Source organism: Micromonospora sp. LOL_013 (assembly GCF_048060315.1).
Lineage (GTDB): Bacteria > Actinomycetota > Actinomycetes > Mycobacteriales > Micromonosporaceae > Micromonospora_E.
On record NZ_JBHMIQ010000005.1, the window covers coordinates 149244 to 166218 of the forward strand.

General features: G+C 73.3%; 16 protein-coding genes. 15 read left to right on the forward strand and 1 reads right to left on the reverse strand.

Going from position 1 to position 16975, the window contains the following annotated elements; genetic code table 11:
- The first annotated feature begins 52 nt into the window (after window positions 1–52).
- The 13 genes from hisG to ACFHWS_RS05630 all read left to right on the forward strand — a co-directional run bounded on the left by hisG (window position 53) and on the right by ACFHWS_RS05630 (window position 14504).
- Window positions 53–901, forward strand: a complete 849-nt coding sequence (hisG, locus tag ACFHWS_RS05570; protein WP_416557068.1) for an ATP phosphoribosyltransferase — start codon at window positions 53–55, stop codon at window positions 899–901.
- Between the two features lie 62 nt (window positions 902–963).
- A complete protein-coding gene (locus ACFHWS_RS05575; RefSeq protein ID WP_416567750.1) occupies window positions 964–1425 on the forward strand; it encodes a DMT family transporter in 462 nt (153 codons plus the stop codon).
- A complete protein-coding gene (locus ACFHWS_RS05580; RefSeq protein WP_416567751.1) occupies window positions 1425–1766 on the forward strand; it encodes a hypothetical protein in 342 nt (113 codons plus the stop codon). The genes ACFHWS_RS05575 and ACFHWS_RS05580 overlap by 1 nt, the downstream gene beginning before the upstream one ends.
- Window positions 1708–3168: a benzaldehyde dehydrogenase gene (locus ACFHWS_RS05585; protein WP_416567752.1), complete on the forward strand. Its 1461-nt coding sequence runs from the start codon at window positions 1708–1710 to the stop codon at window positions 3166–3168. The genes ACFHWS_RS05580 and ACFHWS_RS05585 overlap by 59 nt, the downstream gene beginning before the upstream one ends.
- Window positions 3169–3283: 115 nt before the next feature.
- Window positions 3284–6478, forward strand: coding sequence for an Ig-like domain-containing protein (locus tag ACFHWS_RS05590; protein WP_416557064.1), 3195 nt, complete (start codon window positions 3284–3286; stop codon window positions 6476–6478).
- Window positions 6479–6532: 54 nt separating this feature from the next.
- A complete protein-coding gene (locus ACFHWS_RS05595; RefSeq protein WP_416567753.1) occupies window positions 6533–7585 on the forward strand; it encodes a DMT family transporter in 1053 nt (350 codons plus the stop codon).
- 38 nt (window positions 7586–7623) lie between these two features.
- Complete coding sequence (locus ACFHWS_RS05600; protein WP_416557087.1) at window positions 7624–8043, forward strand: PH domain-containing protein; 420 nt, start codon at window positions 7624–7626, stop codon at window positions 8041–8043.
- 360 nt (window positions 8044–8403) lie between these two features.
- Window positions 8404–9024, forward strand: a complete 621-nt coding sequence (infC, locus tag ACFHWS_RS05605; RefSeq protein ID WP_123601270.1) for a translation initiation factor IF-3 — start codon at window positions 8404–8406, stop codon at window positions 9022–9024.
- Between the two features lie 19 nt (window positions 9025–9043).
- Window positions 9044–9238, forward strand: coding sequence for a 50S ribosomal protein L35 (rpmI, locus tag ACFHWS_RS05610; RefSeq protein WP_416557062.1), 195 nt, complete (start codon window positions 9044–9046; stop codon window positions 9236–9238).
- 31 nt (window positions 9239–9269) lie between these two features.
- Complete coding sequence (gene rplT / locus ACFHWS_RS05615; RefSeq protein WP_123601272.1) at window positions 9270–9662, forward strand: 50S ribosomal protein L20; 393 nt, start codon at window positions 9270–9272, stop codon at window positions 9660–9662.
- A gap of 47 nt (window positions 9663–9709) precedes the next feature.
- Complete coding sequence (locus tag ACFHWS_RS05620) at window positions 9710–10600, forward strand: TrmH family RNA methyltransferase (protein ID WP_416557061.1); 891 nt, start codon at window positions 9710–9712, stop codon at window positions 10598–10600.
- Between the two features lie 241 nt (window positions 10601–10841).
- The gene (locus tag ACFHWS_RS05625; protein ID WP_416557060.1) at window positions 10842–11903 is read left to right on the forward strand and encodes a phenylalanine--tRNA ligase subunit alpha; all 1062 of its coding nucleotides are present in this window, start codon (window positions 10842–10844) and stop codon (window positions 11901–11903) included.
- A 3-nt stretch (window positions 11904–11906) separates the two neighbouring features.
- Window positions 11907–14504 (forward strand): phenylalanine--tRNA ligase subunit beta, encoded by a 2598-nt coding sequence (locus tag ACFHWS_RS05630; protein WP_416567754.1) that lies wholly within the window; start codon window positions 11907–11909, stop codon window positions 14502–14504.
- 78 nt (window positions 14505–14582) lie between these two features.
- Here ACFHWS_RS05630 and ACFHWS_RS05635 read toward each other — a convergent pair whose 3' ends face one another.
- Window positions 14583–15899 (reverse strand): SGNH/GDSL hydrolase family protein, encoded by a 1317-nt coding sequence (locus ACFHWS_RS05635; RefSeq protein WP_416567755.1) that lies wholly within the window; start codon window positions 15897–15899, stop codon window positions 14583–14585.
- Between the two features lie 188 nt (window positions 15900–16087).
- On the opposite strand from ACFHWS_RS05635, the gene ACFHWS_RS05640 reads away from it, so the two are divergent.
- Both ACFHWS_RS05640 and ACFHWS_RS05645 read left to right on the forward strand, forming a co-directional pair.
- The gene (locus ACFHWS_RS05640) at window positions 16088–16516 is read left to right on the forward strand and encodes a hypothetical protein (RefSeq protein ID WP_416567756.1); all 429 of its coding nucleotides are present in this window, start codon (window positions 16088–16090) and stop codon (window positions 16514–16516) included.
- Between the two features lie 133 nt (window positions 16517–16649).
- Window positions 16650–16937 (forward strand): DUF427 domain-containing protein, encoded by a 288-nt coding sequence (locus tag ACFHWS_RS05645; RefSeq protein WP_416557057.1) that lies wholly within the window; start codon window positions 16650–16652, stop codon window positions 16935–16937.
- The last annotated feature ends 38 nt before the right edge of the window (window positions 16938–16975 follow it).

Here is a 16975-nt window from a genome sequence, read left to right on the forward strand (position 1 = left end):
GTGAACCGCACCCTCGTGTGACCCTCACACCCTCGACAGGAGCGAGACCGAGATGCTGCGCATCGCCGTACCGAACAAAGGCACCCTCTCCGGACCGGCCGCCGACATGCTGCGCGAGGCCGGCTACCGCCAACGCACCGACCCCAAGGACCTGGTCTGCCGCGACGAGGCCAACGACGTCGAGTTCTTCTACCTGCGGCCCCGCGACATCGCCACCTACGTCGGCAGCGGTGAGCTGGAGCTCGGCATCACCGGCCGGGACCTGCTGATCGACTCCGGCAGCCCGGCCGAGGAGCTGCTCGACCTCGATTTCGCCGGGGCGACGTTCCGGTTCGCCGCCCGCCCGGAGACCCTGACCCGGGTGCCGGAGCAGATCGCCGGGCGACGCATCGCCACCGCGTACCCCGGGGTGGTCGAGAGCTACCTCGGCGAACACGGGCTGAAGGCCGAGGTGGTCCGGCTCGACGGAGCGGTGGAGAACGCCATCCGGCTCGGCGTCGCCGACGTCATCGCCGACGTGGTGGAGACCGGTGCCACGCTGCGCCAGGCCGGCCTGGTCACCGTCGGCGAGCCGATCCTGCGCTCTTCGGCGGTGCTGGTGCACCCGGCCGGCACCGCCACCACCGGGCAGGCCGACCAGCTGATCCGTCGGCTGCAGGGAGTCCTGGTCGCCCACCGGTACGTGATGCTCGCCTACGACGTGCGCGCCGACCTGCTGGAGCAGGCGACCGCGCTGACCCCGGGCATCGAGTCGCCGACCATCTCGCCGCTGCACCGCGAAGGCTGGGTGGCGGTGCAGGCCATGGTCCGCCGCGCCGAGGTGCACCGGATCATGGACGAGCTGTACGAGGTCGGTGCCCGCGCCATCCTGGTCACCTCGATCCACGCCTGCCGCCTCTGACCACCACCACTCGACAGGTCCTGCCGCCCTGGCCGGCGCTGGTCGTCGCCGGGGTCGGTGGGGTGGCGTCCGCGTCGCAGAGCGCGGTCAACGCCGAACTCGGCACCCGGATGGGCAGCGCACCGGTCGGCGCGATCATCAATAACATCGTCGGCTCGTCGCTGATCGCCCCCGGGCTGGCTCCGGCGGGCCAGCTCGCGGTCAGCGGTCCCCGGGTCGCCGGGGCGGTGCTCGGTGTCGTCGCGGTCGCGGTCGCCCAGCTCGGCCGCCCGGTCGGACAGCTGGCGGTCGGGCTGGTCGCCGTCGCGGTCGTCGCCGGACTCGCGGTCGCGGTGCAGTCGGCGCTCAACGGGCGGGTCGCCGCGGCCAGCTCCACCACCGCCGCCACGGTGGTCAACTTCGCTGTCGCCACCCCGTTCGTGCTGGGACGGCGGCGCTGCTCGGCGCGGTCGGCGCCGCGACGCGCGGCGGCTGGCCGGGGGAGTGGTTCCTCTACCTGGGCGGCCTTTACGGGGTGCTGGTGATGATCGGCCTGCTGGTCGGGGTCCGGTCGGTGGGCGTGCTGCGGACCGGGCTGGCCGTACTCGGCGGGCAGCTCGTCTGCGCGCTGCTGATCGACGTGCTCGTCCCGGGCGGGCCCTCGACGGTGCCGGCATGCTGGTCGGCGCGGCACCGATCCTGCTCGCCGTCGTCGTGTCCGCTCGCGGCTCAACTCCTCGTACGGGTGACGCCGGTTCCTGAGGTGGATTCGGTGCTGGTGCGGGAAGGTATGGAGGATTCGGATTCCGACCGGCTGGAGGTTCCTCATGGCACTACTCGACACGACGACGTGGCACGGCATGATCTTCAGCGACGGCTGGACTGAGGCGGCCGGCGGCACCAGGGTCGTCACCTCACCGGCCACCCGGCAGGAGATCGGCCGGGTCGGTGTCGGCAACGCCGACGACGTGACGCGGGCCTGCGTCCGGGCCGCGCAGGCGCAGCGCGACTGGGCCGCCACCAGCTACCTGGAGCGGGCCGCCGTGCTGCGCCGGGCCGGTCAGCTGTTCGAGCAGTACGCCGACGACATCGGTGGCTGGTTGATCCGCGAGGCCGGGTCGGTGCCGCCGAAGGCCGAGGTGGAGACCACCACCGCCGCCCAGGAGTGCTACGAGGCGGCCACCCTGCCGTCGCACCCGACCGGTGAGATCCTGGCCAGCGGCCAGCCCCGGCTGAGTTTGGCGCGCCGGCTGCCGGTCGGAGTGGTCGGCGTCATCGCACCGTTCAACTTCCCGCTGATCCTGTCCATCCGGTCCATCGCGCCGGCCCTGGCGTTGGGCAACGCGGTGGTGTTCAAGCCCGATCCGCGTACGGCGGTCTGCGGCGGGGTGTCGATCGCCCGGATCTTCCAGGAGGCGGGCCTGCCCGACGGGCTGCTGCACGTGCTGCCCGGTGGGGCGGCCGTCGGCGAGGCGTTGATCGTCGACCCCCGGGTCCGGGTGGTCAGCTTCACCGGCTCCACTGCCGCCGGGCGCAAGGTGGGCGAGGCCGCCGCCCGCCATCTCAAGCGTGCCCACCTGGAGCTGGGCGGCAACTCGGCGTTGATCGTGCTCGACGACGCCGACCTGGATCTCGCCGCCTCGGCCGGCGCCTGGGGGTCGTTCCTGCACCAGGGGCAGATCTGCATGGCCACCGGCCGGCACCTGGTGCACGAGCGGATCGCCGACCGGTACGTCGAGCAGTTGGCGGCCAAGGCCGACCACCTGCCGGTCGGGGATCCGGCGGCGGCGCAGGTGGCGCTCGGCCCGATCATCGACGAGCATCAGCGGGACAAGATCCACTCGCTGGTCACGGCCAGCGTCGACGCCGGGGCCCGGTTGGCGGCCGGCGGTACCTACGACGAGCTGTTCTACCGGCCGACGGTGCTGGCCGACGCCAACCCGACCACCCCGGCGTTCGCTCAGGAGGTGTTCGGCCCGGTCGCGCCGGTGGCGACCTTCGCCGACCTGGACCAGGCGGTCGCGATGGCCGGCGACACCGAGTACGGCCTCTCGCTGGGCATCCTGAGCCGGGACGTGATGAAGGCGATGGCGCTGGCCGACCGGATCCCCAGCGGCATCGTGCACATCAACGACCAGACCGTCGACGACGAGGCGGTGGCGCCGTTCGGCGGCGTGGGCGCCTCCGGCACCGGCAGCCGGTTCGGTGGACCGGCCGCCAACATCGAGGCGTTCACCGAGACCCAGTGGCTCACCATGCAGGGCGGCATCAGCCGCTTCCCGTTCTGATCCCGGCTCGCGCGGGCCCGGGTTGACGCTACTGGGCGGGCGGTGCCACGATCAGGGCCGGCCGATGTTTACGTAAACATCGGCCCTGATCGTACGCCGAAGGAGGCCGTCCACCGTGCCAGGACTCAAGCCGGCCCGCCGACCCGGTGCCGCGCTGTGCGCCCTCGTCCTCGCCGCCAGTGTCGCGGCCGTCGGGGATCCCGCCACCGGAGTCGCCCGCGCCGGCACACCCGGTCCCGTCGCCGACGCCCCGGCCCCGGTGGTCACCGTCCGACCCGACCCGGCCTACCGGGGGCAGCAGTTCCAGGGCTGGGGCACCAGCCTGGTCTGGTTCGCCAACGCCACCGGCGGCTACCCCGACGAGATCCGTGACCGGCTCGCCGAACTGCTCTTCGGCGATGACGGGCTGAACCTCAACATCGCCCGGTACAACATCGGCGGCGGCAACGCCCCGGACGTGCCCGACTACCTGCGACCCGGCGGTGCCGTACCCGGCTGGTGGCAGGCCCCGGACGGCACCACCCGCGACGACCGCGACTGGTGGGACCCGGACGACCCGACGCACTGGAACTGGGCCGCCGACCCTGCGCAACGCTGGTGGGTCGACCGGATCAAAGCCGACGTCACCCACTGGGAGACGTTCAGCAACTCGCCACCGTGGTTCCAGACGATCAGCGGCTACGTCTCCGGCGGCTTCGACGCCACGGCCGACCAGATCCGCCCGGACACTGTTAACGACTTCGCCACCTATCTGGTGCGGGTCACCGAACACCTGGAGCGGTCCCACGGCATCGACGTCGCCACCATCGACCCGCTCAACGAACCGAACACGCCGTACTGGTCGACCCGGCTCGGCCCGGACGGCCAGCCGGTCGGTGGTCGCCAGGAGGGCGCCCACGCCGGTCCGACCAGCCAGCAGCAGGTGATCGAGGCGGTGGACGCCGCACTGCGGGCCGCCGGCAGCGACACCGTGATCTCGGCGATGGACGAGACCAACCCGGGCACCTTCCTGACCAACTGGCACGCCTACGGCACCGACGCACGCGACCGGATCGCGCAGCTCAACGTGCACACCTACGGCACCGGGCAGCGCACCGCCGTGCGCGACGTCGCCAAGGCCGAAGGTAAACCACTGTGGATGAGCGAGGTGGAGGGCTCGTACGGCAGCGGCGGGCAGGACTTCACCAGCATGCTGCCCGGTCTGGGCATCGCCCAGCACGTCGTCGACGATCTGCGGGAGCTGGAGCCGTCGGCCTGGGTGCTGTGGCAGCCGGTCGAGGACTACGACAACATGGCGCCCGGCGGCGAGTTTCCGCTCGGCTCCAACTGGGGCAGCATCCAGGTGCCGTTCGACTGCACCGCCGCCGACACGCTGCAGACCTGCCCGATCTACACCAACACCAAGTTCGACACGCTGCGCAACTTCACCCACCACATCCGCCCCGGTGACCGGCTGATGGCCGTCGACGACCCGAACAGCGTCGCCGCCATCGCCACCGGCAAACGGGCCACCGTGGTGCACGTCAACGCGAGCACCGACGCCCGTACCGTGGCACTGGACCTGTCGGCGTTCCGCGTCGTCGCGCCCGACGCCACCGTCACTCCGGTCGTCACCAGCGCCGCCGGGGCGCTGCGCCCCGGCACCCCGGTGGCCGTCACCGACCGCACCGCCCGCCTCGACGTGCCGGCCCGGTCGGTGACCACCTTCCTGATCGACGGCGTCTCCGGCGTGCTGCTCGACGAGACCCTGATCCGGGACAACCATGTCTACCGGATCGCCGGTGTGCCCAGCGGCCGGTCGCTCACCCCGGCCGGCGACGCGCCGGTCATCCGCACCGGCACGCCGCACGATCCCGCCCAACTGTGGCAGCTCACCCGGTTGACCGACGGCTTCGACAGCCAGGCCCGGTACGCGGTCGGCACCGTCGACGGACAGCGCCGCCTCGCCGTCGTCGACGCCGCCGCCGCGATCGTGCCGGCCGACGGCGAGCCCGCCCCGGCCGCCCAGTGGATGCTGTCCACCACCGGCGACGGGACGTACACCTTCGTCAACGTCGCCACCGGCCGGCTGCTCGACGTCAGCGGGCAGGCCACCCACGACGGGGCTGCGGTCTCCGTCTGGCTGCCGAACTCCGGCGCCAACCAGCGCTGGCGGATCCTCGACGAAAAGGTCGTCGGGCTGGAACCGGTCGACCTGTTCACCACGCCCGGCACCGCGCCGACGCTGCCGGCGACCGTCGTCGCGCTGCACCGCGACGGCCCCGGCGGCCCGCTCCCGGTGACCTGGCGCGACGTCGCCCCGGCGCGGTGGAAGCAGCCCGGTACCGTCCCCGTCACCGGTCGGGTCACCGACGCGCAGGGCCGCACCCACCTCGCCCGTGCCAGCGTCGTCGTCGACACGCTCACCGCCACCGAACCGGCCCGCGCGAAGGCGTTTGTCGGCGGCCGGCCGGACCTGCCGGCGACGGTCACCGCGCTGTCCAGCCAGGGCCTCGCCGTCGACCGCCCGGTGCGGTGGGACGCCGCGCCGCCCGGCGCGTTCGACCAGCCCGGGGTGGTCACCGTCACCGGCCGGGCCGACGCCGGCGACGGTGCGGAGCTGCCCGCTACGGTCCGGGTCCAGGTCACCCCGCCGGTCGAGGCGACGACCGCGGTCAGCGGCATCGACGCCACCTTCACCGAGCCGGGCTACTCGACCGTGGGTCTGACCAACGGCAACCGCACCGACAAGGCCTGGTCCAACTGGCGGCCGGGGGCCAAGAACCCCACCGACACGCTCACCGTGACCCTGCCCCGGGAACACTCCGTCGCCCGGGTGGCCGTGCACTTCTACCGCGACGGCTCGGACAGCTACGCCAGCAGTCTGCGGGCCCAGGTCCGCGACGCCCACGGTGACTGGGCCGACGCCGGCGGACCGGTGGACGTACCCACCGGCACCCCCACCGCGCCGGTGGTCGAGGTGCCGGTCACGGCCGTCACCGACGCGGTGCGGATCATCCTCACCGCGTACCCGGACCGGCACATCACCCTCAGTGAGATCGAGGTCGCCGTGGCGGTGCCGGGGACGTCCGCGCAGGCGGACGCCGCCGCGATCGCGCTCGACGGGGTACCGCTGGCCGGCTTCGATCCGGCGACGACGCGGTACGCCGTACCGGCCGGCCCGCAGCTGCCGCACGTCACCGCGACCGCCGTCGACCCGTACGCCGAGATCACGGTGACCCAGGCGGACGCGCAAGGCCGGGCCGCCACCGTGGAGGTCACCGGCGAGGACGGCACCCGGACCCGGACCTACCGGATCGACTTCACGTGACAACCCGAGCGGGCCGTCGCAGGCACCGTCGTGGCCGGCTGTCAGAGTGACCGGGTGACACCATCGGACCCCACGCCGGCCAGCAATCCGCCCCAGCGGACCCCGCGCCGCCTCGCCGGGGTGCTGCCGCCCTGGCTGGCGCTGGCCGTCGCCGGGCTCGGCGGGGTGGCGTCCGCGTCGCAGAGCGCGGTCAACGCTGAACTCGGTGCCCGGATGGGCAGCGCCGCCATCGGAGCGGTGGTCAACAACATCGGTGGATCGTTGCTGGTCGCCGTCGGGCTGCTGCTCCTGCCGTCGATGCGCGCCGGGTTGCGGACCCTGCGGGCCGCCCGGCTGCCCTGGTGGACCTACCTCGGCGGGGTCGGCGGGGCATTCTTCGTCACCGCCGCCGCCTACGCGGTGCCGGTGCTCGGGGTGGCGGTGCTGACCATCGCCCAGGTCGCCGGGAACAGCCTCGGCGGCCTGGCGGTGGATCGGGTCGGGCTGGCCCCGGCCGGCCGGCTCGCCGTCACCGGGCCCCGGCTGGTCGGGGCGCTGCTCGGCATCGGCGCGGTGGTGGTGGCCCAGGTCGGCCGGCCGGTCGGGCAGCTCGCGGTCGGGGTGATCGCGCTGGCGGTGGCCGGCGGGCTGGCGGTGTCGGTCCAGTCAGCGCTCAACGGGCGGGTCTCGGCGGCCAGCACCACCGCAATGGGCACGGTGGCGAACTTCGTGGTCAGCACGCCGTTGGTGCTGGTCGCGGCCGGCCTGCTCGGTGGCTACCGGGCGGCGGCCGGCCGGGCGTGGCCGGGCGAGTGGTACCTCTACCTCGGTGGGCTGTTCGGCGTCTGCATCGTGGTGGCGCTGTTGGTCGGGGTCCGGTCGGTCGGGGTGCTGCGGACCGGGCTCGGAGTGGTCGCCGGTCAGCTCGTCGGGGCGCTGCTGATCGACGTCCTGGTCCCCGGCGGTCCCGGCGTCAGCCCGGGTCTGATCGCGGGTGCCGCGCTGATCATCGTCGCGGTGCTGGTGTCCGGCCGGGGTGCCCGCCGCTCCCGGCCGGTCGGCCGCGACGGTGCGGTGGCAGACTTGACCGGGTGGCAGACGAGCCGACCTACCCGACCGCCGAGTTGACCGGCCCGCTGGTGGTGCGTGCCCGCCGGTTGCGGGTGATGTGCTGGTCGCTGGCCGCCGCGCTGCTGCTGGTCTTCACCGCGGTCAGTTTCGGCCTGCAGGGGTCCACCGGCGCGAACATGGGCAGCTTCCAGCGTGGCGACCAGGCCGCCATGATCGGTCTCGGCCTGGTGGGGGCGGCCGTGATCCTGCTGTTCACCCGGCCCCGGGTCGAAGCCGACGCCGACGGGGTACGGGTGCGCAACGTACTGCGCACCTACCAGCTGCCGTGGTCGCTGGTCACGGCGGTCCGCTTCGACCGGGACGCCGCCTGGGCCAGCCTGGAGTTGGCCGATGACGAGCTGGTGCCGGTGCTGGCGCTGCAGTCCGTCGACCGGGAGCACGCCGTCGAGGCGGTCCGGGCGTTGCGCCGGCTGCACGCTGCGGGCCGACCGCCGTTGGCCGGCACCGGTTGTTGACACCGGACCGGGCGTACGGCTACGACCGGAGCCTGATAGGCTTGTCGCGTCGACCACGCTGCCCTCGACCGGCGGCGCCGGCGCGAGCCGGCAGCCGGGCGGAGGTAGTCGCGAAAGCGGAGCGCCTGCTCCCACCTGTACCGCGGACCATCATCCAGCGGGCGGGTCCGGTCTCCCGTTGGCGGTCCGTCCGCCACCGAGCCGACGCCGTCGACGGCGTCACCGACCGGTCGAGCAGGCCCTGGCATGTGCCAGGGCCTTCTGCTTTCCCGGGGCGTCCCCAACCGGGGGCCGGCCCGGGGTGCGACGGCACCACGGAGATTACCGACTCGAGGAGGCCCCATCAGCGTCGAACCACGCGTGAACGAGCAGATCCGGGCACGTGAGGTCCGACTGGTCGGCCCTGAGGGTGAGCAGGTGGGCATCGTCCCGCTGGAGCGCGCCCTGCAGCTGGCCGCGGACGTCGACCTGGACCTGGTTGAGGTTGCGCCGATGGCGCGCCCGCCGGTGTGCAAACTCATGGACTTCGGCAAGTTCAAGTACGAGAGCGCACTCAAGGCGCGCGAAGCGCGGCGTAACCAGCAGCAGACCGTCATCAAGGAAATGAAGCTCCGGCCCAAGATCGACCCGCACGACTACGAGACCAAAAAGGGTCACGTGGTGCGGTTCCTCAAGGCCGGAGACAAGGTCAAGGTCACGATCATGTTCCGGGGCCGGGAACAGAGCCGGCCGGAGCTGGGCTACCGGCTGCTGCGCCGGCTCGAATCGGAGATCTCCGACCTGGGGTACGTCGAGGCCGCACCGAAGCAGGACGGCCGGAACATGATCATGGTGTTGGCCCCGCACCGGGCCACCAAGGCCGCTGCGGCCGCCGCGACGGCGGCCCGGGGCGGCGGAGCCTCCCGGGACCGGGAATCCGGTGCCGTTGAGGCACCACCACCGGCCGCCACGGCCGGACCCGCCGGGAACACCGGCGAGTGACAGGGGAGAGACGCGACACATGCCAAAGATGAAGAGCCACACCGGTATGGGCAAGCGGGTCAAGGTGACCGGCCGTGGCAAGATCCTGGCCGAGCAGGCGGGGAAGCGCCACCTGCTGGAGGGCAAGTCCTCCACTCGGACCCGCCGGCTCACCGGCACCGTCGAGGTGTCGCCGGCCGACGTCAAGCGCATCAAGAAGCTGCTCGGCCGCTGACGCGCGCCACTGACCCGAAGGAGTAGGTGAAATGGCACGCGTCAAGCGGTCCGTCAACGCCCAGAAGAAGCGCCGTACCCTGCTGGAGGATGCCAGCGGCTACCGGGGCCAGCGGTCCCGGCTGTACCGCAAGGCCAAGGAGCAGGTGCTGCACTCGATGCAGTACGCCTACCGGGACCGCCGCGACCGCAAGGGCGACTTCCGGCAGCTGTGGATCACCCGGATCAACGCGGCGGCCCGCGCCAACGGGATGACCTACAACCGCCTCATCCAGGGCCTCAAGCTGGCCGGCGTCGAGGTCGACCGCAAGGTCCTCGCGGACCTGGCGGTCAACGACGCCACCGCGTTCGCCGCCCTGGTGGAGGTGGCCCGCACGGCGGTCGCCGCCGAAGGCACCGGCGGCGCGGCGGCCCAGGCCGCCTGAACCGGCGCGACCCTGACCCGCATATGGCACGAATCGAGGCGTCCGGCATGACCGCACCACGGCCAGCCGGGCGCCTCGACCGTGTCCCGGCCACCACCACCGGCGGGGCCGACGACCGGCAGCCGACGTTCACCACTCGTACCCCCCGGATCGTGGCCGCCCGGCGGCTGCACCGGCGCCGCGACCGCGACGCGACGCGGCGTTTCCTCGCCGAAGGCCCGCAGGCCGTCCGGGAGGCGCTCGCCGTGCCCGGCCTGGTCCGCGAGATGTTCGCCACCGCCGCCGGTCGTACCCGGCACACCGACCTGGCCGTCGCGGCGGCCAGCGCCGGCATCGACGTCTCCACCGTCGACGACGCGGCGCTCACCGCGCTGGCCGAGACCGTCAACCCGCAGGGCGTCGTCGCCGTCTGCGACCACCTCGACGTCACCCTCGGCGGCGCGCTGCGCCGCCGGCCCGCGCTGGCCGCCGTGCTGGTCGAGATCCGCGACCCGGGCAATGCCGGCACCGTGCTGCGCACCGCCGCCGGCGCCGGCGCCGGCGCCGTCGTCTTCGCCGGCGCCGCCGTCGACCCGTACAACGGCAAGTGCGTGCGGGCCAGCGCCGGCAGCCTGTTCCACGTTGACGTGGTCCGCCACGGCGACCCGGCACACGTCGTCAGCGAGCTGCGCGCCGCCGGCCTGCGGGTGCTCGCCACCACCGGCCACGGCGACACCGACCTCGACGACCTCGCCGATTCGGGCGCGCTGGCCGCGCCGACCGCCTGGCTGTTCGGCACCGAGGCGCACGGCCTGCCGGCCGAGCTGGCCGACCGGGCCGACGCCCGGGTCCGGGTGCCGCTGTACGGCCGCGCCGAGAGCTTGAACCTGGCTGCCGCCGCAGCCGTCTGCCTGTACACTTCGGCCAGAGCACAGCGCGCAGGAAGGCCCACGCGATGAGCGTCCGCAGCTACCCGGCGCGCGTCGACGACCAGCCGACGCGCCGCGACCGGCGGCCCGGCTGCGGTGTGCCACCTCATCGGCTGTTTACCCGGCCCGCCGGTTCCGGCGGGCGGCAGGGCTGACCGACCCTTCCTGCCTGCGCACCCTACCGGCGGGCTGCGGCAGCGCCGCGCGTCCGTAGACTCTTGCCGGTCATCGGCCCCGGTGACCGCACGCCGCGAGGGAGTGCCCGCACGTCATGACCTACCGCAACGACCCATACGATCCGAAGCAGGTCGCGCTGCTCGACCCGGCCGCGCTCACCGGTGCGGTCGCTGACGCCGAAGAGGCGTTCGCCGCCGCCGCCGACCTGGACGCGTTGACCGCGCTGCGACCCCAGCACCTCGGCGACCGCGCCCCGATCTCGCTGGCCCGCCGGGAAATCGGCGCGCTGCCGCCGGCCGCCAAGGCCGACGCCGGCAAGCGGGTCAACGAGGCGCGTACCGCGGTGCAGACCGCGTACGACGCCCGGCGCGGCGAACTCGAAGCCGAGCGGGCCCGGCGGGTGCTTGCCGAGGAACGCGTCGACGTCACCCTGCCGTACGACCGCCGCCCGCGCGGCGCCCGGCACCCGCTGACCACCCTGATGGAACGCATCGGTGAACTGTTCGTCGGGATGGGCTACGAGATCGCCGAAGGCCCCGAGGCCGAGCTGGAGTGGACCAACTTCGACGCGCTCAACATCAGCCCCGACCACCCGGCACGCGGGCTGATGGACACCTTCCACCTTGACCTGCCCGGCCTGGTGCTGCGTACCCACACCTCACCGGTGCAGGCCCGGACCATGCTGACCCGCACCCCGCCGATCTACGTGGTCTGCCCGGGGCGGGTCTACCGCACCGACGAACTCGACGCCACCCACACCCCGGTGTTCCACCAGGTCGAGGGGCTCGTCGTCGACCGGGGTATCACCATGGCGCACCTCAAGGGCACCCTGGACCACTTCGCCCGGGCGATGTTCGGCGCCGCCGCCCGGACCCGCTGGCGGCCGCACTACTTCCCGTTCACCGAGCCGTCCGCCGAGTTCGACGTCTGGTTCCCGCAGCACCGCGACGGGCCACGGTGGGTCGAATGGGGCGGCTGCGGCATGGTCAACCCCCGGGTACTGCGCGCCTGCGGCATCGACCCGGAGGTCTACTCCGGATTCGCGTTCGGTATGGGCATCGAACGCACCCTGATGTTCCGCCACGGCATCAGCGACATGCGCGACATGGTGGAAGGCGACGTGCGGTTCACCCGCGCGTTCGGGATGGAGGTCTGAGACATGCGGATCGCACTTTCCTGGCTGCGCGAACACGTCGACCTGCCGGCCGACCTGACACCACAGCAGCTCGAAGACGCCCTGGTCGGGCTCGGCCTGGAGGTCGAGTCCATCGTCGACCTGGCCGGCACCGTCACCGGCTCCCTCGTCGTCGGCGAGGTCCGCGAAATCGAGGAACTCACCGGCTTCAAGAAGCCGATCCGGTTCTGCCGGGTCGACGTGGGCACCGCCAACGGCACCGGTGAGCCGCAGGAGATCGTCTGCGGCGCCACCAACTTCGCCCCCGGCGACAAGGTCGTCGTCATCCTGCCCGGCGGGGTGCTGCCCGGCGGGTTCGCCATCGGTGCTCGCAAAACCTACGGGCGCAACTCCAACGGCATGATCTGCTCCGCCCGGGAGCTGGGCGTCAGCGACGACCACGCCGGCATCATCGTGCTGACCCCGGACGTCACCGCCGCGCCGGGCGACGACGCCCGGCCCGTCGTCGGCCTCGACGACGTCGTGGTCGAGGTCGAGATCACCCCCGACCGGGGGTACGCCATGTCGGTGCGCGGCATCGCCCGGGAACTCGCCCAGGCGCTCGGCGTACCGTGGCGGGACCCGGCCGCGATCGACGCACCCGGCGCCACCGACACCCCGGCCTACCCGGTCGAGGTCCGCGACACCGTCGGCTGCGACCGGTTCGCCGCCCGGATGGTCCGCGGCATCGACCCGACCGCGCCGACGCCGGCCTGGATGGCCCGCCGGCTGACCACCGCCGGGGTACGCAGCATCGGCCTCGCCGTCGACATCACCAACTACCTGATGCTCGAACTCGGCCAGCCGATGCATGCCTTCGACGCCGACCGGCTCGCCGGGCCGCTGGTGGTCCGTCGCGCCGTCGCGGGGGAGAAGCTGACCACCCTGGACGGGGTGGCCCGGGTTCTCGACGCCGAGGACATGGTGATCTGCGACGACACCGGACCGATCTCGCTCGCCGCGGTGATGGGCGGCGAGACCAGCGAGGTGGTGCCCGGCACCCGCGACGTGCTGTTCGAGGCCGCGCACTGGGATCCGGTGATGGTCGGGCGTACCGCCCGTCGGCACAAGCTGTTCAGCGAGGCCGCCAAACGGTGGGAACGCGGCGTCGACCCGGCGCTGCCGCTGGTCGCCATCGACCGCGCCGTCGCACTGCTCACCGAACACGCCGGCGGCTCCGCCGGCGCGGAGATTCTTGACATCGACCACGTCGCCCCGCCGGCCCCGATCGTCCTCGACGCCGGGCTGCCCAGCCGCCGGGTCGGGGTGGCGTACCCGCCGCAGCGGGTAGTCGACCTGCTGGAGGCGGTCGGCTGCACCGTCGCCACCGGGTTGACCGCCGGGGCGGCCAGCGCCAGCGTCGTCGCCACCGGCGTGGCCACCGCCACCGGCGTGGCCACCGCCACCTCGGCGGCGTCGGCAGCCGACGACGGTACGGCGCCGCTGGTCGTCGGCCCGCCGAGCTGGCGGCCCGACCTGACCGACCCGGCCGACCTGGTCGAAGAGGTGGTCCGGCTCGACGGCTACGACAACGTGCCGAGCGCCCTGCCGCCCGCCCCGGCCGGCCGGGGGCTCACCGCCGGCCAACGCCGCCGCCGGTCGGTGGCGCGGGCGCTGGCCGAGACCGGTCACGTCGAGGCGCTCTGCTACCCGTTCGTCTCCCCGCAGGTCGCCGACGACCTGGGGCTGCCCGCCGACGACCCGCGCCGCGACGCGGTCCGGCTGGCCAACCCGCTGGCTGACACCGACCCGCTGCTGCGGACCAGCCTGCTGCCGCCGTTGCTGGCGACGCTGCGGCGCAACATCGGCCGGGGTCAGCGCGACGTCGCCCTCTACGAGATCGGCGTGGTGTTCAAACCCCGGCCGGGTGCCGCCGCACCGCCGCCGATGGGGGTCGACGACCGCCCCGCCGACGAAGTGTTCGCGGCCGCCGACGCCGCTGTACCGCACCAGCCGTGGCACGTGGCGGTGGTGCTCGCCGGTGACGTCTCCCCGGGCGGCTGGTGGGGCGCCGGCCGGCCGGCCAGCTGGGCCGACGCCGTCGAGGCCGGCCGGGTCGTGCTCGACGCCGCCGGTGTCCCGGCCGACCGGGTCGAGGTCCGCGCCGGCGAGTACGCGCCCTGGCATCCCGGCCGCTGCGCCGAACTGCTCGTCGACGGGGTGGTGGTCGGCCACGCCGGGGAGCTGCACCCGGCGGCGGTCGCCGCGCTGGAACTGCCCCGGCGTACCTGTGCGATGGAGCTGGATCTGGACGCGGTGCCGCCGGCCCCGGTCGTGCCGGCACCGGACTTCTCCAGCTTCCCACCGGCGTTGATCGACGTGGCGCTGGTCGTCGACGAGGCCACCCCGGCAGCGCAGGTCCGCGCCGCGCTGGTGGCCGGTGCCGGCGAGCTGCTCGAATCGGTCCGGCTCTTCGACGTGTACGCCGGCGAGCAAGTTGGCGCCGGGCGCAGGTCACTGGCGTACAAGTTGGTGTTCCGCGCCCCGGACCGCACGCTGACCGTGGAGGAGGCGGTGGCGGCCCGCGACGCGGCGGTCGCCGAGGCCGCGTCACGGCTCGGGGCCACGCTGCGCGGCGCCTGACCCGACCGACACCGGGTCCCCGCGCCGGTCCGCCGTGACGACACGGCGGACCGGCGCCGGGACCACCGGTGACCGGTGTCAGCGCCGCAGCAGCGCGGCGAGGTCGACGGCGTCGGCCATCGCCGCGCAGCCGTCATCGTTGGGATGCAGGTGGTCACCGCTGTCGTAGGCGGTCGCCAGCCGGGTCGGGTCGGCCGGGTCGGCCAGCGCCGCCGCGAAGTCGATCACCCCGTCGAAGGCGCCGCTGGTGCGGATCCAGTGGTTGACGTCGCGCCAGATTTCCTGCCGCTCGGGAGTGTCCAGGAAGGAGCCACCGAACGGTGGCACGGTGCCGCCGAGGATCGGCAGCCCCTGGGCCCGGGTCTGCGCGATCACCTGCCGGTAGCCGGTGATGATGTCGGCGACCGGGGCGCTGTAGCCGATGTCGTTGGTGCCCTCCAGTAGGATCACCGCCCGGACCCCGGTCTGCGCGTAGACGTCGCGTTCCAGCCGAGCCAGCGCCGGCACCCCCCAGTACGGTTCCCCGTCACGTGGGGCGAGTAGCCGGTTGCCGCCGAGTCCGGCGTTGACCACCGACAGGGTGGGCCCGCGCTGGTCGTGCAGGCGACGGGCCAGGTAATCGGGCCAGCGCCGGTTGGCGTTGCCGGTGGTGTTGCCGGTGTCGGTGATCGAGTCGCCGAGCGCGACCACGGAGCCGACGACCCGGGGATCGGCCTGCACGTCGATTCCGTCGACCAGCATCCAGCATGGCGTGTCGGCGTACCCCTCGGCGGTCGGTGCGGCGGCCCGGTCACCGGCCGCAAGATGGTTGCCCTGGGCGGTGAACGGATGGTTGGTCACCGGTCCGGTCGGCTCCGGTACGTACACACTGACCAGCAGGGTGCTCAGCGCGGCGACCCGCAGCGGGACCGGGTCGCTCAGCGCCCGACCGCCAGCGGCGACGGTGACCTCGTGGCTACCGCCGAAGCTCAGCTCCCGCATCGAGCCGGGCACGGCGGTCGCGCCGGCGTGCTGCACGGCGACCGAGGCTCGGCCGACGGTCAGCTCCCGGCTGCCGAACGTGTTGGTGATCCGTACCCGGACGGCCCGGCCACCGGCGCTGACGAAGGCGACGTTGCGTACCGTCTGGTTGGTCAGCCCGTCTCCGGCCGGGCAGTCCGACCAGGGGATGGTGCTGCCCTCGACCGGGCTGGGCGCCCAGGCGGCGACCCAGGTGGCCGGGTGTCGGTCGGGGCCGGCAGGGCTGGTGGAGGCGGTGTCCCCGGTGGTCGCGGCCAACGCCGACGTCACGGTGACTGCCAGGACCGCGACGCCGGCCAGGGCCGCCGTGCCGGCTGATCGGGTGCGACGCCGGGCCAGGGCCGCCGGGCCGGTGTGATTCTCCTTGGGACGCACGCCCCACCTCCTCCTCGGTCGAGCCGGCGGGTCACCGGGTCGACCGATAATGATAGAGGCATATCTATCTGGGCGGTGCCTGCGCGTTCCGTCGCCGAGCGCGCCCCGAGCCCGGCTGGCGGGTCCAGAGCCGGGTTCAAAGCCGGGCCAGGGGTGGGCCCGGTCGACCCTCCGACTAGGATCGGACGATGCCTCGATGGCGCAGGACACGCCTTGCCGCCAGCGCCTCGATCGCCGTGGCGGCCGTCGCTGCCTTCGTCAGTGGTCAGGCGCACTGGGGCTGGTTTCTCACGCTCACCGTCGGGCTGCCGTACGCGGTCCTGGCCGTACCGGCGCGCTGCGGTGAGTCGCTGTGGCGTGACGGGGGCTGCCCCTACCTGGGGTCGAGTCTGCTGATCGGCTGTCACCTGCACCGCCTCGACAAGATCGAGCGGCTGCTCGGCGCGCAGCCACGGGCCCGGACCGGCACCCGGCAGGGTGGCGCAGCCGCCGGATTGCCGCCGAGCCGGGTTCCCATCGTGACCCGTCACGTCCGGGAAGGGCTGGGCTTCGTCGCCGTGCTCCTGGGCGCCGTCTCCGGTTTGCTCATCCTGCTCGGTGTGACACCGTCCGGATAGCGCGGCCCGGGTTCCCCGCTGGCGGGTCGGCCGGTAGCGGGTGCGCCGACCATAGCGGACGATGGGCGCCGGTGGTCGAACTGTCCGCTGCGCGACAGCCATGCGCGACAGGCGTGGTGGCTACTCTGGCAGTATGCCGAAGGCCATCTGGAACGGACTCGTGATCGCCGAGAGCGACGATACGGTCGTCGTCGAGGGAAACCACTACTTTCCCCGGTCGTCGCTGCGTGACGACCTGGTGCGTGAGTCGGACACCCACACCCACTGCCCATGGAAGGGCGACGCGTCCTACTACTCGTTGGAGCGCGATGGTCAGCGCAGCGCCGACGCGGTCTGGTACTACCCGGAACCGCTGCCGGCGGCCGACATGGTCCGCGACCGGGTCGCCTTCTGGCGCGACGTGGAGGTCGTCGACACCTGACGGGCGGATCGGCGGGCACCTGACAGGCAGGTGGACAG